The following is a 20,729-nucleotide window of genomic DNA, read 5'->3' on the forward strand; positions in this document are numbered from 1 at the left end:
CTTCGCATCGACTGCGAGCGCTGCTAGTCTTCCCAAGAGATCTGTTTCGTAAAGAAACACCCACGAGAGTCCCAAAAAGGCTCTATCATATAACAATCGGGCAGGCAGTAGATAACAACCCGTGATCTTTGTTGGAAAGCACGGATAAATCAGGCTTCGCTCGGCACACTGGTTACCTGTCCGCCCGCTGGCAGGAAGCGGGATGCGAGGGGGAGAGATTGTGGAGAGTAGCAGCGAGCGTCTGCTGACGCCCGGAGAGGTTGCCGCCCTCTTCCGGGTCGACCCAAAGACGGTTACACGCTGGGCCGCGGCAGGCCGCATCAGCAGCATCCGTACCCCCGGAGGGCACCGGCGTTTCCGCGAGTCGGAAGTGCACGCCCTTCTGCGCGGAGAGGACGTCTTGACGGCCGAACGGCCGGCAGGCGAGTCCCCGCGCGTCTGACGACTTAGGACGTCACACCATCGGTGATCCTGCGCGCCTTACCCGGAAGCCGCAGGGTCACCGTGGAGTCGTGTGAGCCACGACACGGACGATGACCTCCCCCGTCACCGGCCCACCCGCTCCACGACCTTCCTCCACCCGAACCCGCCCGGCCTCGAACGACGCCCCGCGCGGCCCCCGAGCCTCTAGGTCTCCTGCTCGGCCTTGAACGCCAGGAACTCCCGCTCCAGCTCGTCGTTCTCCTCCAGCCATCGACGCCGCCGCTCGGACAGCTCCTCCTCGGTGAGCGACTCGGCGAGCCATCGGTCGTAGTCGGGATCTCCCGGAGAGACCTCCACATAGGCGTTGCCGATCAGACGCCCGTCATCGCCGACCAGGGTCTGCGGCACCCGCAGGGTCCCGTCGGCGAGCCTGACGACGTACATCCCAGATCACCTAGATTCCGTAGCGCCGGTTGAAGAACAACATGACGTTGAGCGCCATCCGTGTGTCGCCGCCCAGCATGTCGACCAGCGCGGGGCGCTGCCGGGAGACGATCGCGGCGAAGGCGTCGGCGAAGAACTCCTTGCGGCCCAGGTCTCCCGGCTGGAGATGGAACGCCGAGGCGAGCGCGGGAACGCACTGGTCGTAGAGGGCGGCGAACTCCGGGGAGTCGGACACCCAGCCGCCGCCGGGGGCGTCCACGTCGTCCAGGGCGTGCCCGACCTCGTGCATCATCACGTCGGGGGTGGGCGAGGGCCGGTCTCCCACCACGATCTTGCGGTCGCCGTACGCCCCCGCGCAGATGTCCCACGTCGCCCGGCCCGAGGGGAGCGGCGCGCCGCGCAGGTATCCCATGTCGTCCAGCTCCGGCACCCCGCCCGCGCCGACGTAGATGCCGTCGAGCCCGTCGGCCAGCTTGTCCTTCAACACGTCGGGCAGCCTCGCGAGGCTCTCCACCGCCCGTACGGCCTCGGGGGGCGGCGCCTCCCACCGCGAGTCCCACTGGCGGTGCAGAATGCGCTCCAGACGCCCGCAGTGGCGCAGGCCGTCCCCCAGGTCGGGGGTGTCGGGAGAGTTGGGCTGGGCCCGGGGACTCTCGTCGAGCTCGAAGTCTCTCCAGGTGTACTGCGGGCGGTCGGCCACCGGGGCCGTGACCGTCCCGACCCGGCGCTCCGCCCCGCGGGGAACCTCACGCGGAGCCTCCCGCACGGCACTCTCCGCACGCGTGGCCGGACCTCGCTGCCACCACCGCCGTCGATGGCGGCCCTTGTCGCCCGAATGTGCCATCACACCCCCTGGGGAAGTGGCAACGGCTCCTACGGTAAGGGGTGGGAGCCTTGCCAGTCATCCGTAACGTGGTGCCGGACCGCAGCAGGTCTCATGATGGCTTACAGTTCGGGCATGCCCCTGCTTGGTCTGGCGATACTCGCCTTCTGGCTTTACTGCCTGTTCGACGTCATCACCACGCCGGACAAGGAATCCAGGAACCTCCCCAAGCTCCTCTGGGTGCTCATCGTGGTGCTGATGCCGGTGGCGGGGGGTGTCTTCTGGCTGTTGCTCGGTCGGCCGACCGGCCCCAGACCGCCTCGCTTCCTCCATGTCGAGGACAGGCCGTCGCGCCCCGAGGCCCCGAAGGGCCCCGACGACGACCCCGACTTCCTCAAGGATCTCGACCGCCGCCTGCGCGACGACGACTGAGAGCGCGCCGGAATCGACCTTTATGCGTGACCGATACGGTCGTTAAGGTTGGCCGAATTCCCGCGCGAACCTCGGTGCGAGGATCGGCGGGAAATTCGGCGTGGGAATTCGGCCGGAAATCCCAATGGAAGAATTCAGCCCGAGGAAATCTCGGTGTCGAGAATCAGCCGGGCATCTCGGCGTAGGAGTGCAGCCCTCCGATGAAAATGTTCACCCCGACCAGGTTGAACAGCAGGCAGGCGAAGGCGATGAGCTGCACGATCGTGGCCGCCTTTCCCTTCCAGCCCGCGGTGGCCCTGGCGTGCAGGTAGGCGGCGTAGACGATCCAGGTGATGAACGCCCAGATCTCCTTGGGGTCCCAGCCCCAGTAACGGCCCCACGCCTTGTCGGCCCAGAGCGCCCCGGCGATGACGGCGAAGGTCCAGATCGGGAAGCCGATCACGATGGCCCGGTGCGCGACCCGCTCCAGGTCCTGCCGGGACGGCAGCCGGACCGAGGTGTCCTTCCTGACCAGATAGAGGATGCCGCAGACTCCCGCCACGATGAACAGCCCGCTCGCGACGATCGCCGCCGACACATGGATCACGAGCCAGTACGAGTTCAGCGCGGGCACCACGGGACCGGCCTGCACGTGCAGGTACCGTACGGCGAAACCGAGCCCCAGCGCGGCCGCGACCGTGACGAACGCACCGAGGAAGCGGATCGGGTAGCGGAGCTGCATGAACAGGAACGCGCTCACCGCCGCGAAGCACATCGCGACGACGAACTCGTACATGTTGCCCCACGGCCACCGGTCCACGGCCAGGCCACGGGTGAGAATGGAGGCGAGGTTGGCGGCCCAGCCGAGCCAGCTCAGCCCGACGCCCACCGACCCTGCCCACACCACCCAGGCGGGCGGCGCCTTGACCGCGGGATCGCCCTCGGCGGGGGCCGCGTCGGCCGGCTCGCTCCCGCCGACACCCGCCAGGACGGGCCGGTCCACGCGGGCCGACGCCCTCGCCGGTCGGCCGAAGGCCAGGTCGAAGGCATAAGCGATCATTGCGAAGACGTAGAACAGCACCGTCGCCAAGATGAGCTGGTCGCTCAGCGTGGCGAGGCCGACGTCGACCTCAGCGGACATCCTTCACTCCTGAATCGGGAACTCCTGGGTTCAAAACGGAGACGATCTCGGTGAACTCCTCGCTGAAATCGCCGCCCTCGGTGCGCGTGAGGCCGCCCGCCTCGACCTTGCGGTCCCCGTGGATCCGCACCCATATCCTGCGGCGGCGGACGGTCAGGGTCAGCACGAGGCCGGCGACACAGAGGATCGAGGCCACGAGCGCGGGCATCCGGCCCGGGTCGTGGGTGATCTGCAGGGCGATCCACTCCCGCACGCCGGTGAACTCGATCGAGCCCGCGCCGTTCGGCAATGTGAGCTTCTCGCCGAGCGCCAGCGGGTCTGCCTTCATGACCAGCGGCTTCATCTTCTTCAGGCTCGCCGGGTCGAGCTCGTAGACCGACTGCGGCCGGCCGTCCTTCAGCCCCAGGTCACCGGCGAACGCGCCGTACACCTGGGCGGTGGGGTTCGCGGCGCCGGGGAAGACCGAGATCCACTCCGAGCCCATCGGGACGGTCGTCGGCAGGAAGCCGACGAGGACGCCGAGCTGCTCCGGCCGCGCGTCCGGGACCTTGATCACGCATTCGGAGGTGAAGGTGGCGGGCTGGACCACCAGGCAGGGCACCGGTCCGTCGAAGGCGACCTCGCCCTCACCGTCGGTGATCTTGAAGGTCGGCGCGTAGCCGTGGTCGATCAGGTAGCTCAGCGTGCCGTTGACGTCCAGCGGCTCGTTCACCTTCAGCACGTAGTCGCGCGGAGCCGCGCCCGGGGCGTCCTCGACCTTGAGCCTGGCCTCGTAGTCGAGGGCCTGCCCCCTCTTCTCGCCCTGCGCGATGTAGGTCGCCTGGAAGTCGTCGACGGTGAAGGAGAACGGCTCCAGCGACTCGGCGTTCACCTGGGTGCCCGGCATGTAGCGGTCGTAGGCCGCGACCGTGTTCGCGAACCCCTCGCCCTCCACGACCAGCACGTTGCCCCGGTAGCCGTACAGCGACCCCATCCCGACCGCGACCAGCAGGCCGAGCAGGGCCACGTGGAACAGCAGGTTGCCGGTCTCGCGCAGGTAGCCCTTCTCCCCGGCGACCCAGCCGGGCCCGGTGGTCACCCGGAACCGCCTGGCGCGCAGCCTCGCGGCGGCCTCCTCGACGGTGAGATCCGCCTCGAAGGAGGCGTGCTGGGGCAGCCTGCCCAGGTTGCGCGGCGCCGCGGGCGGCTTCCTGCGCAGCTCCCGCAGGTGGGTCGCGGTGCGGGGGAGCACGCAGCCGATCAGGGACACGAACAGCAGAAGGTAGATCGCGGCGAACCAGGGCGCCCTGAAGACGTCGAACAGCCAGAACCTGTCCAGCCACTCGGCGAGCCCGGGGCTGTCGTCGAAGTACTGGGCGACCATGGCGTCGGAGACCCCGCGCTGCGGCCAGATCGAGCCGGGAATGGTGCCCAGGGCGAACAGGAACAGCAGGATCAGCGCGGTCCGCATCGAGGTGAGCGTCCGCCAGAACCAGCGCGCCCACCCCACGACCCCGAGACCCGCGGGCCGCCGCGCCTCGTTCACCGTTCGCTCCCCCGTCTTCGGGTCGACCGACACCATCAGATCACCGGCTCGAATCCGCCGACCCAGCCCTGCGTCATCGCGACGAGCTGCCCCCACAAGCCGGTGACGAGCAGCACGCCGACGACGACCAGCATGACGCCGCCCGCCCGCGTGATCAGCCGCGAGTGCCGCCGTACCGCCTTGAACGTCCTCAACGCCCTGCTGTACGCCAGTCCGGCCGCCACGAACGGCAGGCCGAGGCCGAGCGCGTACGCGAAGGCGAGCAGCGCGCCGCGACCGGCGCTGCCCTCGTTCAGGCCGAGGGTGAGCACGACCCCGAGGGTGGGGCCGATGCAGGGGGTCCAGCCCAGCCCGAACACCAGGCCGAGCAGAGGCGCCCCGGCCAGCCCCGCGGCCGGGACCCGGTGGATGCGGAAATCGCGCTGCAGACCCGGGATCACCCCCATGAAGGCGAGACCGAGCACGATCGTGAAGACGCCGAGCACCCGCGTGATGATCCCCGCGTTGGTGAACAGGACCGCGCCGAGGCCGCCGAAGAGCGCTCCCCCGGCCACGAACACGACCGCGAAACCCAGGACGAACAGCACGATGCCCGCCACCATGCGCCCCCGCCTGGGGTCGGCGCTCATGCCCGTCACGTACGACAGGTAGCCGGGAACCAGCGGCAGCACGCACGGCGACATGAACGACACCAGCCCGGCCGCGACCGCGATCGGCAGCGCCAGCGCCAGCGAGCCACCGGCGACGGTGCCCACGAGGTCGGCGCTCACGACGACCCCGAGCGGTTATCTCTCATCGCCGACCTTGGTCACCGCGTCGAGAAGGTCGTTGTACTTCACCGCGCCGAGTGCCCTGGCGGCGATCCGGCCCTGCCGGTCGATGATCAGGGTCGACGGGATGGCCGCGGGCGGCACCGTCCCCTGGAAGGAGAGGGCGACCTTGCCCGGCTGGTCGAAGATGCTCGGGTAACCCGGCTCGTGGCTGCGTTCGAAAGCCAGGGCGTCGGCCTTGCGGTCCTTGAAGTCGACGCCGAGGAACTCCACACCCTCGGCCTTCTTCTTGGCGTGGATGTCCTTGAGCACCGGCGCCTCGGCCCGGCAGGGCGCGCACCAGGAGGCCCAGAAGTTGAGCACCACGACCTTGCCCTTGTGCGCCGCGAGGCTCGCGGTGCCCCCGTCGAGGGTCTCCCCCTCCACCTGCGGGGCGACCTTGCGGTCCTCGGCCTGGAACAGAGTGATCTTTCCGTCACCGGCCACGAAACGGGTGTCACCGCTCTGCGGCTGCGCCCCCTGGTTTCCGGCGCATCCGGCCACGGCGATCAGCAGCGCGACGGCGGCGAAGGATTGTGCGCGCATGGGTGACGGAGACTCCCTGTACTACAACCGGTAGAGCAATCACTGTACCGGCGGAGTCAGGCGCCCGGCACAGTGGGGCGTTTGACGAGCGCCGCCGCGGGCTCGCTGTATCCGACGCTGATCAGACGGTTTCCCTCGAAGGAGAAGCTCGTGAGGCTGGCGAGGCCGCACTGCCTGCGACGCGGGTCGTGCGGCAGGCGCCTGCCCTCGGCCGCGAGCCTGATCGTCCAGATCGGGAGCTGGTGGCTGACCATGATCGCCTCATGGCCGCGGGCCGCGTCACGGGCGGTGTCGATCGCGGCCCTCATCCGGCTGACCATATGGATGTAGCGCTCCCCCCAGGAGGGGCGGAGCGGGTTCCACAGGTAGCGGTAGAAGCGCGGATTACGGAAGCTGCCGACGGAGAGGCCCTCGAAGATGTTCTCGGCCTCGATGAGCCGCTCGTCGATCGTGACATCCAGGTGGAAGGTCGCGGCGAGCGGGGCCGCCGTCTCCTGCGCGCGCTCCAGCGGCGAGGAGAACAGCGCGGTGACGTCACGTCCGGCGACCGCCTTCGCCACCGTCTCGGCCATCTGGATGCCGTTGTCGGAGAGGTGGTAGTCGGGAAGCCTGCCGTACAGGACGTTCGCGGGATTGTGCACCTCACCGTGGCGCAGGAGGTGAACGACGGTGGTCTCAGCCATGGTGTTCGCCAGCCTACCGACAGGTACGGGGTAGTGGCCTGGCAGGTGGGTCACTCGGGTCGGACGAGGCAGGATAAGGTCCCCCCGTGAGCCCCCTCGCGCTCGCCCTCGTCCTCTCCTCCGCCGTCGCCCACGCCTGCTGGAACCTCATGAGCAAGCAGGCGGCCGACGCCGACGGTGTCGTCTTCGTCTGGATGGTCGCCGCCGCCTCCACCCTCCTCTGGACCCCGGTCGCGGCGGGCTACCTGCTCCTCGGCGGCACCGGCCCCTCCTGGGCCGATCTCGCGGTGATCGCCGCCAGCACCACGCTGCACCTGGGCTACTTCATGCTGCTCCAGCGCGGCTACCGGCACGGCGACCTCTCCATGGTCTACCCGATCGCCCGGGGCACCGGGCCGATGCTGGCCAGCCTGGTCGCCGTCCTCTTCCTGGGCGAACGGCCGGGCCCGGTCGGCGTCGCGGGAATCCTGCTGGTCGGGGTGGGCGTCTTCCTGCTCGGCGCGGCGCACGGACCCAGCCGCCAGGACCTGGGCGGGATCGGGTACGGACTCGCCACGGGACTGTTCATCGCGGCGTACACCGTCTGGGACAAGCAGGTCGTCAGCGCCTTCGCGGTCGCGCCGATCCTGCTCAACTACGGCGGCGACCTCGGCCGCGCCCTGGTCCTCACCTCGCCGGTGCTCGCCCCCCGCCGCAGGGGCCTGATCCTGCCCGTCTGGCGAGAGCACAAGACGCGGGTGCTGGGCGCGGCGGTGCTGATGCCGCTCTCCTACCTCCTCGCGCTGACCGCGTACACGTTCTCGCCGATCAGCGCGGTGGCCCCGGTACGCGAGGTCAGCGTGCTCGTGGCGGTGCTGCTCGGCGGCAGGCTGCTCGCCGAGGGCGACCTGACCCGGCGGCTGCTCGCGGCCTGCGTCATCGTCGGCGGCGTGGTGACGATCGCCCTCGGCTGACAGTGAGGATGGAAGTGAACGCCCCGATCGACCTGGCGTCGCTCACCCACCGGCCGGAATCGTCGCCGACTCGACGGGCTCGGACACAGGCCCGCGAAATTCGACCGAGACGGCCTTCAGCGCCTCCACCGCGGCGCGGATGGCCGGCCTGCGGGCGGCGTCACTGCGCCAGAGCGCGTAGATCCTGCGCGTCGGACGCGACCGGATCGGGACGACCCGCACCCCCTCCGGGACGAAGTCGCGGCCCAGCCGGGGGATGATCGCGCACCCCTGCTCCGCCGCGACCAGGGCCATCTGGGTCGGATACTCGTCAGCCATGCAGGCGATGTCCGGCTCCAGCTCGGCCGAGCGCAGCGTGTAGACCAGCCAGTCGTGGCAGACCGTACCGGGTGAGGAGCTGATCCACTGCTCCCCCGACATCTCGGCGAGCTCGATCTCGGGACGCCCCGCCAGCGGATGCGACGCGGGCAGGATCACGTCGGCGATGTCGTCGAAGAGCGTGGCCCGGGACAACCCCTCGGGGATCGCCATCGGACGGTTCATCCAGTCCTGGACCACCGCGAGGTCGAGCTCGCCCCTCGCCACCTCACGGATCTGCCGCGCCGGCTCGCGTTCCATGAGCTGCAGGCGCAGGTCGGGGTGGCGCGAGTGCAACAGCGCGAGCGCGGCGGGCATCAGGCCCCTCGCCGCCGTGGGGAAGGCGCCGATGCCCAGCCGCCCCACGACCTCGCCGCGCAGCGCCTCGAAATCGGCCTCCGCCATCTCGACCAGCGCGAGGATGCGCTCGGCGTGGTCGGCGAGCAACCCGGCCGCGTCGGTCAGCCGCACCCCGCGCCCGTGACGCTCCAGCAGGGGCGCCCCCGTCTCCCGCTCCAGCTTGGCCAGCTGCTGGGAGACCGCCGACGGAGTCACCATGAGCGCCTCGGCCGCGGCCCCCACCGAACCGTAGACGGAAACCGCGTGCAGCGCCTTGAGCCGGTTGAGATCCAACACGTAAGCAACTCTAAACGACACAAGCAAGAAGGTCTCGCTTGTGCTGAAATGTCGGTGGAAACGACGATTGCTGCATGCGTACCCGGCACCTCCTGCTCGCCATCACCCTCACCGCCCTGTGGGGCTTCAACTTCGTGGTCATGGAGGCCGGGCTCCGCCACTTCCCCCCGCTGCTCTACGTGGCGCTGCGCTTCCTGCTCGCCGCTTTCCCCGCCGTACTGCTCGTCGGCGGACCCGGAGTGCCCTGGCGGAAGGTGCTCGTGGCCGGGGCCACGCTCGGCATCGGCCAGTACGCCCTGCTGCTGACCGGCATGCGGGCGGGCATGCCCGCCGGGCTCACCTCACTCGTCGTCCAGGTCCAGGCGATCTTCACCGCGATCCTGGCGGTCGCCCTACTGGGCGAACGGCTCACCCGGCGACGGATCATCGGCATGGCGGTCGCGTTCGCCGGTCTGGCGCTGATCGCCACCGACCTGGGCACCGGCGGCCCCATCGGCGCGTTCCTGCTGGTCGTCGGCGCGGCGTTCTTCTGGGGCATCGGCAACATCGCGGTCAGGAACGCCGCACCCCCCAACTCGTTCCGCTTCATGGTCTGGATCAGCGCGGTCGCGGCCCTGCCCATGACGGCCCTGTCCCTGCTGGTCGAGGGCGTCCCCCACCTGGAGTTCTCCGTGGAGGGCAGCCTCTCCCTCCTCTACGTCTCGCTGATCTCCACCCTCGGCGGCTTCGGCATCTGGGGCTTCCTGCTCCAGCGCTACGACGCCTCGGTGGTCGCCCCCTCCGCCCTGCTCGTCCCGGTCTTCGGCATGTCCTCCGCCGCCCTGTTCACCGGCGAGTCGATCTCCCTCACCAAACTCCTCGCCGCCACCCTGATCATCTCCGGCGTCCTCTACTCCAGCACCCGCACCCGTAGTACCCCCGCCCTGACCGAGACGACACCGGAGGCGGAAAGAGTCTGACGTCCCACAGGGCCAAAAGCTACGGTGCCCCCCATGGACACCGACCTCGACCGCCCGCCCTCCCCGCCCCCGGGAGGCTGGACCGCCGACGACCTCGACCGTCTCACCAGGTAGGCGTCCGCCTCACCCCAACCTGTCGAACACACCCTCTTTGACCCCACCGATAAAGGCCCGCCACCCACCAGGGGAGAAGACCAGCACCGGCCCACCGATGTCCTTACTGTCCCGAACAGCCACGACCCCGACCAGATTGCGCGCCACCTCGACACACGCTCCACCATTGCCATTACTACGCGAACTCTTGCGCCACTCTGCGTGAGACAAGTCCACAGGCTGGTTCTCCACCGTCCCGCACTCCGTTTTCTCTCGAATCGGTTGTCACTTCCCAAGTTCGCCCGCCACCTGCGTGATGAGCTCTTTCGAGGAGTCGGCGGACAGGGCAGCAGCACGCAAGTAGTCAAACATCAGCGTATACCGCTCCACTTCAGATTGCTTTTCCAGATAAATCGTTCCGGTTGGGTATTCGATGTAGACCACATCAGGGTCATTTGGGCCGAACCGGAGCACATGGAACCCTCCACCCATCGCCGGATGCGCGCCAGCCGAAAACGGTAGGACTTGGAGAGTCACATGCGGCAGCGTGGCCACTTGGACCAGGTGTTCGAGTTGGGTGCGCATGACCTGGGCACCGCCGACCGGACGCCGGATGGCTGCTTCGTTAACGATCGCCCACAGGTGCGGCGGTTCGTCGTTTGCCAGCAGTTTCTGGCGTGCGACGCGCACCACCACTCGTTGATCCACTTCTTCTTCCGAGGCTCTGATCTGTGCGGCACGATGCACTGCACGTATGTAGTCCTCGGTCTGCAGCAGCCCCGGCACGAACTCGGACTCATAAAGGTGCAGGGCTGAGGCTTCCGACTCCAGGCCGACGTAGACCTCGAACCATTCGGGGACAGCTTGCCCGTAGGCATGCCACCAGCCACGTTGCCGAGCTTCCCGAGCCAAGGTGAGTAGCGCATCGCGCTCCCCGGGCTCGATCTCGTAGACGGCGAGCAAGGCGCGCACATCACTGGGTTGCACCGCCCGCCGTCCGGTCTCGAAACGGCTCAACTTGGTGGCGTGCCAGTCAAGCTGTTCGGCTACTTGATCGATGGTTAGCCCCTTTTCCTCTCGAATGCGGCGTAGTTCGGCGGCAAGTCGCCGCCGCCTGACTGTGGGGCTGTATGCCTGACGAGCCACTACTGAATCCTCACCATCAATACAAAACGGTCATTTCTGCACAACAATCTCTTTTGCGATAGTTGCTCGATGGCAGTTGCCAAAAAGCAACTACGGGAACACACTTGCAATGGTTCCACGGCCCGACGTTTCTGGCGTCGAACTTCGACCACTTAGAGCAACGATTTGATGACGGACTGCGAATCAGGACGTCACCCCTTGCCCACAAGCAGTCCACGACACCGAAGCTCGCACGGCGCCCACAAGCCGTACGACCGAAAGGACGGATAGTGAAATGAAGCAATGTGGTTCACAAGAGCAGTTCGTTCATCTGGTGCGGCTGGGCTGGGACCTGCGGGGTCTGGGCCTGGGCACCTCGCTGGTGCTGCCCCACAGGGGACAGCCGATCCTGGAGGTCATGTCCGAAAACGAGACCCGCGTCCGCATCACCGCCGTACGCCGTGCCCGCGGCTGGGTGTTCGTCTGGCGGCCCTGGTGGGCCAGGGCGTGGCGGCCCGGCGAAGCGATCTGCGCCGAGGCCGACAACGCGGCCGACGTCATCGTCTCGGCGGCGATCGCGTGATCGCGCCCTACCAGGCCCCCTGCCGATACGAACGCCAGCGAACGGCCTCGCAGCGCTGGTCTGTCCTCCGCCCCCTGGGCCACGCCGAGTTCGCCGCGACCCCCCACTCGGTCGCGACCGTCCGCGCCTGGGCACGACACCTCCTGTACGCAAGGATCACCGACGCCGCCCTCGACGACGTGGTGTTGCTGCTCAGCGAGGTCGTGACCAACTCCGTCGTCCACTCCGACTCCGGACACACCCCCACAGGATCGGTGACCGTCTGCCTCGGCCTGGGAGGCAACATGGTGCACGCCGAGGTGATCGACGACGGCTCGGCGACCAGCCTGCCCTTCGTCCGCGCGACCGACCTCGACAGCGACGGCGGACGCGGCCTGCTCCTGGTCGAGGCCATGGCCACCGCCTGGGGCACCCACCACGACCCCGAAGCGGGCACCGCCGTCTGGTTCCGCCTTCCCTCCCACGAAACCAACAGCCCTAACGAAGCCGGCAACGCCGGCACCCCCGGCTCCTCATCCAACTAACCCACCCGGCCGAAGCCCTCTCGTACGAGACCTACCCCTCCCTTCGGTCACAGTGGCCGTCCGTCACGATGTGGCCCATCAAAGGGCCACACCTATCCCTGCGCGAAGCCGTGATGTCCGTGACCAGCAACGACAACGCGCAGCACGCCAACCGTCAGCGAACCACGCCGAGCCCGATGGAGTCACGGCGAGCCCTCTGCGCTCCTTTCCGCACCGGCGCTTCAGCTACGGCGACGCCCCCCGTACGCCCCCGTACGGATTGCTTCAGCGTCCCAGCGCACACTGGGCGGCCCGTAAGAAAGCGACTACGGCCCGCACCACCTACGGCGAGACGGGCCGTGTGCGGAGGTGGGCGGGTGCTCCGGGCGGCTTATAAAAATCCGCAACCAACGCGCCCGCCAGGCCGGAGGCCTGACCCACCAGACGACCACCAACGACGGCCGCCCGGAGCACCCGCCCACCGGAGCGCGCACGCACCGAAGCAGCACGCACCGAAGCGCGAACACACCGAAGCCTTCACCAGAACACGAGCACACCGAACACACCCGGCTTGATACTCAGCACCCTGCCCAACTGCTCGCGCGAACCCCCAAGCCTCAGACCCCCCAGGCGTCAGCGGTGCAAGCGGAAGAAGGCGCGAATGTCCTCGGTGAGCAGGTCGGGAGTCTCCATCGCCGGGAAGTGGCCACCCCTCCCGAACTCCGACCAGTGCTCGATCAACCCCCCAGGGTCCATCACGCTCCGGATCGTCGTATCAGCGGCGAACACCGCGACACCCGTAGGCGGTCCCTGCCGCCCACCGGCGTGATCGCCCCCCTGCTGAGCGGCCATTTCGCGATACACCTGCATCCCCTCGTAAACGGCGTGCGCCGAGGAGGCGCCCGCGCCCGTGAACCAGAAGAGGCTGACGCAGGTGAGCAGCTGGTCGCGGCCGACCGCGTCCTCCGGAAGTTTCGCCGCCGGGTCGGTCCACTCGGCGAACTTCTCCGCGATCCAGGCGAGCTGCCCCACCGGCGAGTCATTCAGGGAGTAGGCGAGCGTCTGCGGGCGGGTCGCCTGCATGTGCAGATAGCCGAACCCGTCGGCCTGGGACGCGTTGAACCGCTCGGCACGTGCCCTGTCGGCCTCCGACAGGCCGCCGAGTTCGATCGGAGGGCCGAACGGCATCGCCGCCGTCGTCCCGGTCAGGTGTGTGCCGACCACCCGCCCCGCGTCGATCATGGCGAGTATCCCCGCCACCCCCGAGCCCGCGTCGGTCCCCTGGACCGCGTAGCGGCCGTAGTCCAGGCGGCTCATCAGCTCCGCCCATGCCTGGGCGACGCGGAAGAGGTTCCCCCATCCCTGCTCTTTCACGGGCGTCGAGAACCCGTACCCCGGCAACGAGGGGATCACGACGTGGAAGGCGTCGGCCGGGTCACCGCCGTGCGTGCGAGGGTCGGTCAGCGGGCCGATCACCTCCAGGAACTCGTACGGCGAGCTGGGCCAGCCGTGAGTGAGGATCAGCGGCAGCGCGTCCGGCTCGGGGGAACGGACGTGCAGGAAGTGGATGTCCTGGCCGCTGATGTCGGTGACGAACTGCGGGAACGCGTTCAGCCTCTCCTCCTGGACGCGCCAGTCGAAACCATCACCCCAATAAGCGACGAGGCCCTTCAGGTAATCCAGCGGAACGCCCCGGCTCCAGCCGGTGCCGGGCACCTCCCGAGGCCAGCGGGTTCGAGCGAGCCGGTCACCGAGGTCGTCGAGGTCGGCCTGGGGGATGTCGATGCGGAACGGGCGGATCCCCGTGTCGTTGCTCATGCCAGAACCGTAGGCGCCAATGCGGAAAGGTTCGTTCCGCATTGTCGGGCAGGATGAGAAACATGTTGGAGACGTCGGCCCGCCTGCTCCGCCTGCTCTCACTGCTGCAGAGTCCACGGGACTGGACCGGCCCGCAGCTCGCGGAACGCCTCGGAGTGACCACCCGCACCGTACGCAACGACGTCGAGCGATTACGCCACCTGGGCTATCCCGTGCACGCCACCCCAGGCGCGGCGGGTGGCTACCGGCTCGGAGCCGGGGCCGCCCTGCCGCCGCTGCTGCTCGACGACGAGGAGGCGGTCGCCGTCGCGGTGGGCCTGCGTACGGCTGCCGGAGGCACGGTCGCCGGGATCGAGGAGACGTCGCTGCGTGCCCTCGCCAAGCTGGAACAGGTCCTGCCCTCCCGGTTGCGACGTCGCGTGGACGCCCTGCAGACCGCCGTGGTGGCCGTCCAGAACAGTGGCCCCACCGTGGACGCCGAGGTGCTCAGCATCCTGGCGGGGGCGTGCCGCGACCGTGAGAGCCTGCGGTTCGACTACACCGGCCACGACGGCACGGTGACGCGGCGGCTGACCGAGCCGTACCGGCTGGTCCACATGAGCCGCCGCTGGTATCTCGTCGCCTGGGACGTCGAGCGGCGCGACTGGCGCACGTTCCGCGCCGACCGGATCCGGCCGCGCACCCCGACCGGTCCGCGCTTCGCCCCCAGGGAGCCGCCCGGCGGCGACGTCGTCGCCTACGTACAACGCGGTGTGGGGGCGGCACTGTGGCGATACCGGGCACGGGTGCGGCTGCACGCCCCGGCCGAGGCCGTCGCCGAGCGGCTACCGCCCTCCGTGCTGCTGGAGGCCGTCGACGAGAACACGTGCGTGATCGAGGCCGGGGCCGACACCCTCCAGATGCTCACCCTCTATCTGGGCATGCTCGACGTGGACTTCGACGTCCTCGACTCCCCGGAGTTCGCCGCCCACCTCGACACTCTGATCAACCGGTACAGCCGAGCGACACGCGACCTGTAACCAGAACGGCTCAGACGGCCTGCGCTGCGGCCTTAGCGGCAGCGGGAAGCGCCTCGGCGATACGGGAAAGAGCCTCATCATCATGGGCGGAGGACAAAAACCACGCCTCGTACGCCGAAGGCGGCAGGTAGACCCCCTGCTCCAGCATCGAGTGGAAGAACGCCCGGTAGGCGGCGGTGTCCTGCTTCTGGGCGATGTCGAAATCGGTGACCCGCTCGTCGGTGAAGAAGACGGAGAACAGGCTCCCGGCCCGCTGCAGGCGGTGCGGCACCCCGGCCGCCGACAGAGCGTCGGCGGCGGCGCGGCCGATGACCAGCGCGGCGGCGTCGACCCGGTCGTAGACCCCCTCGTCGCAGGCGCGCAGGGTGGCGAGGCCGGCGACGCAGGCGAGCGGGTTTCCCGACAGGGTGCCCGCCTGGTAGACCGGCCCCTCGGGGGCCAGGTGCGCCATCACGTCCGCGCGCCCGCCGAACGCGGCGGCGGGCAGCCCCCCGCCCATGACCTTGCCGAAGGTCATGAGGTCGGCCTCGACCGGGTCGAGTCCGTACCAGCCGGACTCCGACACCCGGAACCCGGTGAGCACCTCGTCGACGATGAGCAGGGCGCCGTACGCGGTGCACAGCTCGCGCAGCGTGGCGTTGAACCCGTCGAGCGGCGGGACGACGCCCATGTTGGCCGGACACGCCTCGGTGATCACGCACGCGATCTCGGCGCCGAAGGTCTGGAACGCCTCGGTGACCGCCTCGACCGAGTTGTACGGCAGCACCACGGTGTCGGCAGCAGAAGCACCGGTCACCCCCGGAGTATCGGGCAAACCGAAGGTCACCACGCCGGAGCCGGCCGAGGCGAGAAGGGCATCTACATGACCGTGGTAGCAACCCGCGAACTTCACGATCTTGGACCGGCCGGTGAACCCGCGGGCCAGCCGCACCGCGGACATGGTGGCCTCGGTACCGGAGCTGACCAGGCGGACCTTCTCCACCGGCTCGACGCGGGCGACGATCTCCTCGGCGAGCTCGACCTCGCCGGGCGTCGCCGTACCGAACGAGGTGCCGTCGCGCAGCGCCTCCTGAAGGGCCTCGATCACGGCGGGGTGCCGGTGGCCGAGGATCATCGGCCCCCACGAGCAGACAAGGTCGACGTAGCGGTTGCCGTCGACGTCGACGATGTAGGGACCCTGCCCCGAGGTTATGAAGCGCGGTGTCCCGCCGACGGCGCCGAAGGCTCGGACCGGGGAGTTGACGCCTCCGGGGACGATCTCACGTGCGCGGGCGAACAGGGCCTCGGAGTTCTCAGTACGGCTCACGCCCTCCAGGGTAGTAGTCACCGAAGGACCCCCGGAAAAAGCGTCACTCGCAGGTGTCGGCGAGCCAGTCGAGGACGCGCAGCGGGTCGGGCAGCGGGCGTCCGTCGGGCGGGCGCAGCCACGAGCCGGACCCACCGGTCGGCAGGAGCGAGGGCGGGGCGAGGACGTAGCTGTCGCGGCAGTGCCAGCGCAGGCCGGGCATCTCCTCGATGGTGGAAGGCCCGAAGTCCAGAGCGCAGGTCCACCACTCGTCCTCGTCGTCGGAGGCGTTCCTGGTGGCCACATAGAACAGGGCCCGGTCGCCGTTGACGGCGACCGGGCCCGAGGCGACTCCGGCGGAGTCCATGTTCGCGAGGGTGGTGCGCCCCGCGGCGAGCGGTACGTCGAAGACGTCGAACACCCGTCCCGTGGGGAGGATCACGTTCGCCTCCGGCTCGTACCGCCACCAGTTGGTGAGCAGGGCCGGGTCGGTGGTGGCCTGCATCTGCCAGGCCCGCGAGAGCGGATGTGCCCCCGGGTCGGGACAGCCGATCCTGTCGCAGGAACAGGAACGCGAACCGCCCTTCAGCGGCTTCGCGCCGGGACAGCTCGCCCAGCCCAGGGCGGCGTACTCCAGCACAAAGTTGATCATCTGCTTCGGATGGCCATGCCGTCTACTTCGACGAACCATCGGTACCCCGACCATCGTGTCCTCCGTCGTCCGCGCATCCCGCGTGCACCCCGGATGCGGTCGACCTGTCCACACTCTGGTCAGTCGGAACGTCGAATATCCAGGGTTTACGCCACCTGGGACACATCCGCACCGGTTATCGCACTCTAACGCACCCGCATCTCCATCAAGCGGCGAACCTCCAGTTCTCGGCACGCGCCGCCGGTCTCACCTCAGCTTCCCCGCCACCTCGGTGGCCCAGTAGGTGAGGATCATGTCGGCCCCCGCCCTGCGGATCGCGACCAGCGACTCCATGATCACCCGGTCCCGGTCGACCCAGCCGTTCGCCGCCGCGGCCTCGACCATCGCGTACTCGCCGCTGACCTGGTACGCCGCCACCGGCACGTCCACGGCGTCGCGCACCTGGCGCAGGATGTCGAGGTAGGCCAGCGCGGGCTTCACCATCACGGCGTCGGCGCCCTCGTCGAGGTCCAGCCTCACCTCGCGCAGCGCCTCACCGACCGGTCCCGCCGCGTCCTGCTGGTAGGCGTTGCGGTCACCGAACTGAGGAGCGCACTCGGCCGCCTCGCGGAACGGGCCGTAGAACGCCGAGGCGTACTTCGCCGAGTACGCCAGGATCGGGACCTGCTCGAAGCCGTCGCCGTCCAGGGCCGCCCTGATCGCCGCGACCTGGCCGTCCATCATGCCGCTCGGCGCGATGACCTGCGATCCGGCCCGCGCCTGGGCCACCGCGGCGGACGCGTAGCGCTCCAGGGTGGCGTCGTTGTCGACCTCACCCTCGGGGGTCAGGATGCCGCAGTGCCCGTGGTCGGTGAACTCGTCCAGGCAGGTGTCGGTCATCACGACCAGCGCGTCGCCCACGTCGGTGAGCAGGTCGGCGACGGCACGCTGGACGATTCCCTCCGGGTCGTCGGCCGCCGAGCCCCGGCCGTCCTTCACCTCGGGGATGCCGAACAGGATCAGCCCGCCGACCCCGGCCTCGGCGGCCTCGTGGGCGGCCTTGCGCAGCGAGTCGCGGGTGTGCTGGAACACCCCGGGCATCGAGCCGATCGGATTCGGCTCGGTGATGCCCTCCTTCACGAACATCGGCAGCACGAGCTCCGCCGGGTGCAGCCGGGTCCCGGCCACCATCCGGCGCATCGACGCCGTACGACGGAGCCTGCGCGGACGCGCGACAGGGAACTGAGCCGTCATGGTGCTTCCCCTCCCCCCGGCCGGTAACGGAATCGCGGGCCGGAGGATCTCGGTTGTGTGTTCCTGACTCACCACTCGACGCGGCACCGATCATGCCGCCGACCACAACGCCGATCATGAGACCGGCCGCAACGCCGATCATGAAACCGATCGCGTTGTCACCGCAACGCCGATCACGGCCCGCGACGCTCGCCAGGGGCCGTCGAACGCGGCCGGCCCGCCCGTCGTGCGCGGGCGGCGACCACTTTCAAGGTTACTTCGCGCGGCGCCGGGCTCCCCGCCGGGTCTGCGAGGGCCTGCGGGGGGTGTCCCCCGCCATGACCGCGGCCTGCCGCTGCTTGGCACCATACTCGGCGAGCGCCGCCGCGAGGGCGGAAGCCGCAGGTTTGTCGGCCATGACGTCGACGCGGAGCCCGAACTCCTCGGCGGTTTTGGCGGTCTGCGGGCCGATCACGGCGATGACCGTGACGTTGTGCGGCTTGCCCGCGATGCCCACGAGGTTGCGGACGGTGCTCGACGAGGTGAACAGCACCGCGTCGAACCCGCCGCCCTTGATGGACTCGCGGGTCGGGGCAGGCGGCGGCGCGGCACGGACGGTCCGGTAGGCGGTCACGTCGTCGCACTCCCAGCCGAGCTCGGTGAGCCCCGCCACGAGCGTCTCGGTCGCGATGTCGGCGCGGGGCAGCAGCACCCGGTTGATCGGGTCGAGCATCGAGTCGTACGGCGGCCACTCGGCGAGCAGGCCCTCCGACGACTGCTCGCCGGTCGGCGTCAGATCCGGTTTGACGCCGAAGCTCACCAGCGCCCGCGCGGTGCTCTCGCCCACGGCCGCGACCTTGAGCCCGGCGAACGCGCGGGCGTCCAGGCCGTACTCCTCGAACTTCTCACGCACGGCCTTGACCGCGTTCGCGCTGGTGAACGCCACCCACTCGTAGCGTCCGGTGACCAGGCCCTTGATCGCGCGGTCCATCTGCTGCGGGGTGCGCGGCGGCTCGACGGAGATCGTGGGGACCTCCTCGGGCACCGCGCCGTACGACTGCAGCTGCTCGACCAGGCCGGCCGACTGCTCCTTGGTCCTGGGGACGAGCACCCGCCAGCCGAACAGCGGCTTGGTCTCGAACCACGACAGCCGGTCGCGCATGCCGACGGCCTCGCCGACCACGATCAGCGCGGGCTCGGCCATCCCGGCGTGCTTGAGATCGGGTGCGAGCCTGCCCAGCGTGGTCACCACGGTGTGCTGCTCGGTCGTGGTGCCCGCGCTGCTCACCGCCACGGGCGTCGAGTCGGGGCGGCCCGCCGCGATCAGCGCCTTTCCGATCGGAACGGCCTCGGCCACGCCGTTGTAGATCACCAGAGTGCTCGATCCGGTGGCGTACGCGGCCCAGTCGTCGATCTGGGTCGCGTCCACGACCCGGAACTCGGGCACCGAGACCGCGGCGGGGATCCCCGCGTAGGTGAGCACCGCCGTCGCCGGCGGCACACCGGGCACGATCTCGAACTCCACGTCCGCCTTGGCGCAGGCCGCGACCTCCTCGGTGATCGAGGAGAAGAACATCGGATCGCCCGCGCACAGCCGTACGACGCAGCTCCCGCCCTTGGCCGCCTTGACGACCTTCAGCGAGACGGCGCCGTCCTCGGCCGCGTCGACGACGTCGACGCCCTCACGGCAGTGGCGCAACAGCGGGCCGTACGCCTCCCGGTCGAGAATGACGACGTCCGCCTTGGAAAGCAGGTCGGCGCCGCGCAGCGTGAGCAGGCCCTCATCACCGGGACCGGCCCCGACGAAGGCGACGAACCCGGACGGGCGCTCGAAGGTGGTACTTCCGGAGCTCAATGTGCTCGCTCCCCTATCAACGTGCCGGCCCCCTCCGCGATCATCTCGGCCGCGAGGTCGCGACCGAGATCCATGGGCGTGGAAGAGCTTCCGGCGGTGGACTTGCGCACCGCTCGCCTGCCGTCGACGGCGACGACAGCGGCGGTCAGGATCAGATCGTGCCCGTTCTCGGCCGCGTACGCGCCCACCGGGGCGGCGCACCCCGCCTCCAGGGCGTTGAGCACCGCGCGCTCGGCGGTGACCGCCGCGCGGGTGCGCGCGTCGTCGAGCACGCTCAGCAACTCGGCCAGGTCGGCCCGGTCGGAGCGGCACTCCACGGCCAGCGCCCCCTGCCCGGGGGCGGGCAGCATCTCCTCGACCTCGAAGATCTGTGAGATCTCGGCGTCGCGGCCCAGCCGGCCGAGCCCGGCGGCGGCGAGCACGACGCCCTGCAGCTCGCCGGAGGTCACCTTGCCGATGCGGGTGTCGGCGTTACCGCGGATGGGCACGTAATCAAGATCAGGACGAATCACCCGAAGCTGGGCGATCCGCCGCGGTGATCCCGTGCCGATCGCCGCGCCGGGCGGCAGGTCGGCCAGTTTGGCGACGCTCACCAGGGCGTCCCTGTGGTCGTCGCGCGGCGGGATCGCCGCGATGACCACGCGCGGGTCGGGCGTGGTGGGCAGGTCCTTCAGGGAGTGCACCGCGAAGTCGATCGCACCCTCGATCAGCTTGTCGCGCAGCGCGCTGACGAAGACCCCGGTACCGCCGAGCTGCGTGAGGTCGCCCCTGGTCACATCGCCGAAGGTGGTGACGCCGACCAGCTCGACGGCCGCGCCGGTCAGCTCGGTGAGGCGGGCGGCGACCAGGCCGGACTGCGTCGTCGCCATGACGC

The 20,729-nt window shown here is 69.5% G+C and carries 23 protein-coding genes; 7 read left to right on the plus strand and 16 right to left on the minus strand.

Annotated elements, in window-relative coordinates; translation table 11 throughout:
• The first annotated feature begins 202 nt into the window (after window positions 1-202).
• Window positions 203-442 carry a BldC family transcriptional regulator gene (locus ACFY3D_RS04790; RefSeq protein ID WP_012887349.1) on the plus strand — a complete coding sequence of 80 codons (240 nt, stop codon included), beginning with the start codon at window positions 203-205 and terminating at the stop codon, window positions 440-442.
• Between the two features lie 185 nt (window positions 443-627).
• Here the strand turns inward: ACFY3D_RS04790 and ACFY3D_RS04795 are convergent, their stop codons facing one another.
• Together ACFY3D_RS04795 and ACFY3D_RS04800 are read right to left on the minus strand one after the other, a co-directional pair.
• Complete coding sequence (locus tag ACFY3D_RS04795) at window positions 628-867, minus strand: hypothetical protein (RefSeq protein WP_350942618.1); 240 nt, start codon at window positions 865-867, stop codon at window positions 628-630.
• A 10-nt stretch (window positions 868-877) separates the two neighbouring features.
• Window positions 878-1,633 (minus strand): hypothetical protein, encoded by a 756-nt coding sequence (locus ACFY3D_RS04800; RefSeq protein WP_389974962.1) that lies wholly within the window; start codon window positions 1,631-1,633, stop codon window positions 878-880.
• 192 nt (window positions 1,634-1,825) lie between these two features.
• Between ACFY3D_RS04800 and ACFY3D_RS04805 the strand changes: the two genes are divergently transcribed.
• Window positions 1,826-2,122: a PLD nuclease N-terminal domain-containing protein gene (locus tag ACFY3D_RS04805; protein ID WP_389974965.1), complete on the plus strand. Its 297-nt coding sequence runs from the start codon at window positions 1,826-1,828 to the stop codon at window positions 2,120-2,122.
• 163 nt (window positions 2,123-2,285) lie between these two features.
• Here ACFY3D_RS04805 and ccsA read toward each other — a convergent pair whose 3' ends face one another.
• From ccsA to ACFY3D_RS04830, 5 genes are read right to left on the minus strand one after another with little or no spacing between them, the layout of a single operon-like run.
• On the minus strand, window positions 2,286-3,242 hold the full coding sequence (gene ccsA, locus ACFY3D_RS04810; RefSeq protein ID WP_389974968.1) for a cytochrome c biogenesis protein CcsA: 957 nt from the start codon (window positions 3,240-3,242) through the stop codon (window positions 2,286-2,288).
• Window positions 3,232-4,803: a cytochrome c biogenesis protein ResB gene (locus tag ACFY3D_RS04815; protein ID WP_389974971.1), complete on the minus strand. Its 1,572-nt coding sequence runs from the start codon at window positions 4,801-4,803 to the stop codon at window positions 3,232-3,234. The genes ccsA and ACFY3D_RS04815 overlap by 11 nt, the downstream gene beginning before the upstream one ends.
• Window positions 4,803-5,537: a cytochrome c biogenesis CcdA family protein gene (locus ACFY3D_RS04820; protein WP_389974974.1), complete on the minus strand. Its 735-nt coding sequence runs from the start codon at window positions 5,535-5,537 to the stop codon at window positions 4,803-4,805. Before ACFY3D_RS04820 ends, ACFY3D_RS04815 begins: the two co-directional genes overlap by 1 nt.
• Window positions 5,538-5,552: 15 nt before the next feature.
• Window positions 5,553-6,122 carry a TlpA family protein disulfide reductase gene (locus ACFY3D_RS04825; protein WP_389974977.1) on the minus strand — a complete coding sequence of 190 codons (570 nt, stop codon included), beginning with the start codon at window positions 6,120-6,122 and terminating at the stop codon, window positions 5,553-5,555.
• Between the two features lie 56 nt (window positions 6,123-6,178).
• Window positions 6,179-6,805, minus strand: a complete 627-nt coding sequence (locus tag ACFY3D_RS04830) for a histidine phosphatase family protein (protein WP_362515332.1) — start codon at window positions 6,803-6,805, stop codon at window positions 6,179-6,181.
• Window positions 6,806-6,891: 86 nt separating this feature from the next.
• Between ACFY3D_RS04830 and ACFY3D_RS04835 the strand changes: the two genes are divergently transcribed.
• The gene (locus ACFY3D_RS04835; protein WP_389974980.1) at window positions 6,892-7,758 is read left to right on the plus strand and encodes an EamA family transporter; all 867 of its coding nucleotides are present in this window, start codon (window positions 6,892-6,894) and stop codon (window positions 7,756-7,758) included.
• A gap of 42 nt (window positions 7,759-7,800) precedes the next feature.
• On the opposite strand, the gene ACFY3D_RS04840 is transcribed toward ACFY3D_RS04835, so the two are convergent.
• Window positions 7,801-8,751 carry a LysR family transcriptional regulator gene (locus tag ACFY3D_RS04840; protein ID WP_389974983.1) on the minus strand — a complete coding sequence of 317 codons (951 nt, stop codon included), beginning with the start codon at window positions 8,749-8,751 and terminating at the stop codon, window positions 7,801-7,803.
• A 74-nt stretch (window positions 8,752-8,825) separates the two neighbouring features.
• Between ACFY3D_RS04840 and ACFY3D_RS04845 the strand changes: the two genes are divergently transcribed.
• The gene (locus ACFY3D_RS04845; RefSeq protein ID WP_389974986.1) at window positions 8,826-9,710 is read left to right on the plus strand and encodes an EamA family transporter; all 885 of its coding nucleotides are present in this window, start codon (window positions 8,826-8,828) and stop codon (window positions 9,708-9,710) included.
• 123 nt (window positions 9,711-9,833) lie between these two features.
• Here the strand turns inward: ACFY3D_RS04845 and ACFY3D_RS04850 are convergent, their stop codons facing one another.
• Complete coding sequence (locus ACFY3D_RS04850) at window positions 9,834-10,055, minus strand: DUF397 domain-containing protein (RefSeq protein WP_389974989.1); 222 nt, start codon at window positions 10,053-10,055, stop codon at window positions 9,834-9,836.
• Between the two features lie 33 nt (window positions 10,056-10,088).
• Window positions 10,089-10,949 (minus strand): helix-turn-helix domain-containing protein, encoded by an 861-nt coding sequence (locus ACFY3D_RS04855; protein ID WP_389974992.1) that lies wholly within the window; start codon window positions 10,947-10,949, stop codon window positions 10,089-10,091.
• 274 nt (window positions 10,950-11,223) lie between these two features.
• Here ACFY3D_RS04855 and ACFY3D_RS04860 point away from each other — a divergent pair, with 274 nt between their 5' ends.
• Together ACFY3D_RS04860 and ACFY3D_RS04865 are read left to right on the plus strand one after the other, a co-directional pair.
• Window positions 11,224-11,511, plus strand: a complete 288-nt coding sequence (locus ACFY3D_RS04860) for a hypothetical protein (RefSeq protein ID WP_389974995.1) — start codon at window positions 11,224-11,226, stop codon at window positions 11,509-11,511.
• Window positions 11,508-12,035: an ATP-binding protein gene (locus ACFY3D_RS04865; protein ID WP_389974998.1), complete on the plus strand. Its 528-nt coding sequence runs from the start codon at window positions 11,508-11,510 to the stop codon at window positions 12,033-12,035. Before ACFY3D_RS04860 ends, ACFY3D_RS04865 begins: the two co-directional genes overlap by 4 nt.
• A 612-nt stretch (window positions 12,036-12,647) precedes the next feature.
• Here ACFY3D_RS04865 and ACFY3D_RS04870 read toward each other — a convergent pair.
• The gene (locus ACFY3D_RS04870) at window positions 12,648-13,832 is read right to left on the minus strand and encodes an epoxide hydrolase family protein (protein WP_389975001.1); all 1,185 of its coding nucleotides are present in this window, start codon (window positions 13,830-13,832) and stop codon (window positions 12,648-12,650) included.
• Between the two features lie 62 nt (window positions 13,833-13,894).
• On the opposite strand from ACFY3D_RS04870, the gene ACFY3D_RS04875 reads away from it, so the two are divergent.
• Window positions 13,895-14,851: a helix-turn-helix transcriptional regulator gene (locus tag ACFY3D_RS04875; RefSeq protein ID WP_389975004.1), complete on the plus strand. Its 957-nt coding sequence runs from the start codon at window positions 13,895-13,897 to the stop codon at window positions 14,849-14,851.
• Window positions 14,852-14,861: 10 nt separating this feature from the next.
• Here ACFY3D_RS04875 and hemL read toward each other — a convergent pair whose 3' ends face one another.
• The 5 genes from hemL to hemC form a co-directional block, all read right to left on the minus strand.
• A complete protein-coding gene (gene hemL, locus ACFY3D_RS04880; RefSeq protein WP_389975007.1) occupies window positions 14,862-16,157 on the minus strand; it encodes a glutamate-1-semialdehyde 2,1-aminomutase in 1,296 nt (431 codons plus the stop codon).
• 43 nt (window positions 16,158-16,200) lie between these two features.
• Window positions 16,201-16,842 (minus strand): bifunctional DNA primase/polymerase, encoded by a 642-nt coding sequence (locus ACFY3D_RS04885; protein WP_350942598.1) that lies wholly within the window; start codon window positions 16,840-16,842, stop codon window positions 16,201-16,203.
• Between the two features lie 192 nt (window positions 16,843-17,034).
• Window positions 17,035-18,021: a porphobilinogen synthase gene (gene hemB, locus ACFY3D_RS04890; protein WP_389975010.1), complete on the minus strand. Its 987-nt coding sequence runs from the start codon at window positions 18,019-18,021 to the stop codon at window positions 17,035-17,037.
• A gap of 253 nt (window positions 18,022-18,274) precedes the next feature.
• Complete coding sequence (locus ACFY3D_RS04895; RefSeq protein ID WP_389975013.1) at window positions 18,275-19,855, minus strand: uroporphyrinogen-III synthase; 1,581 nt, start codon at window positions 19,853-19,855, stop codon at window positions 18,275-18,277.
• Window positions 19,852-20,724 carry a hydroxymethylbilane synthase gene (gene hemC, locus ACFY3D_RS04900; RefSeq protein ID WP_389975016.1) on the minus strand — a complete coding sequence of 291 codons (873 nt, stop codon included), beginning with the start codon at window positions 20,722-20,724 and terminating at the stop codon, window positions 19,852-19,854. Before hemC ends, ACFY3D_RS04895 begins: the two co-directional genes overlap by 4 nt.
• Window positions 20,725-20,729: the final 5 nt, after the last annotated feature.

This window comes from Streptosporangium sp. NPDC000509 (assembly GCF_042898365.1).
Classification (GTDB): domain Bacteria; phylum Actinomycetota; class Actinomycetes; order Streptosporangiales; family Streptosporangiaceae; genus Streptosporangium.

Excerpts from the sequence above, each read along its gene's own strand:
- ACFY3D_RS04790 (WP_012887349.1), top strand. The coding sequence starts at position 203 with ATGCGAGGGGGAGAGATTGTGGAGAGTAGCAGCGAGCGTCTGCTGACG.
- ACFY3D_RS04795 (WP_350942618.1), bottom strand. The coding sequence starts at position 867 with ATGTACGTCGTCAGGCTCGCCGACGGGACCCTGCGGGTGCCGCAGACC.
- ACFY3D_RS04805 (WP_389974965.1), top strand. The coding sequence starts at position 1,826 with ATGCCCCTGCTTGGTCTGGCGATACTCGCCTTCTGGCTTTACTGCCTG.
- ccsA (WP_389974968.1), bottom strand. The coding sequence starts at position 3,242 with ATGTCCGCTGAGGTCGACGTCGGCCTCGCCACGCTGAGCGACCAGCTC.
- ACFY3D_RS04815 (WP_389974971.1), bottom strand. The coding sequence starts at position 4,803 with ATGGTGTCGGTCGACCCGAAGACGGGGGAGCGAACGGTGAACGAGGCG.
- ACFY3D_RS04825 (WP_389974977.1), bottom strand. The coding sequence starts at position 6,122 with ATGCGCGCACAATCCTTCGCCGCCGTCGCGCTGCTGATCGCCGTGGCC.
- ACFY3D_RS04830 (WP_362515332.1), bottom strand. The coding sequence starts at position 6,805 with ATGGCTGAGACCACCGTCGTTCACCTCCTGCGCCACGGTGAGGTGCAC.
- ACFY3D_RS04845 (WP_389974986.1), top strand. The coding sequence starts at position 8,826 with ATGCGTACCCGGCACCTCCTGCTCGCCATCACCCTCACCGCCCTGTGG.
- ACFY3D_RS04860 (WP_389974995.1), top strand. The coding sequence starts at position 11,224 with ATGAAGCAATGTGGTTCACAAGAGCAGTTCGTTCATCTGGTGCGGCTG.
- ACFY3D_RS04870 (WP_389975001.1), bottom strand. The coding sequence starts at position 13,832 with ATGAGCAACGACACGGGGATCCGCCCGTTCCGCATCGACATCCCCCAG.
- ACFY3D_RS04875 (WP_389975004.1), top strand. The coding sequence starts at position 13,895 with ATGTTGGAGACGTCGGCCCGCCTGCTCCGCCTGCTCTCACTGCTGCAG.
- ACFY3D_RS04885 (WP_350942598.1), bottom strand. The coding sequence starts at position 16,842 with ATGGTCGGGGTACCGATGGTTCGTCGAAGTAGACGGCATGGCCATCCG.
- hemB (WP_389975010.1), bottom strand. The coding sequence starts at position 18,021 with ATGACGGCTCAGTTCCCTGTCGCGCGTCCGCGCAGGCTCCGTCGTACG.
- hemC (WP_389975016.1), bottom strand. The coding sequence starts at position 20,724 with ATGGCGACGACGCAGTCCGGCCTGGTCGCCGCCCGCCTCACCGAGCTG.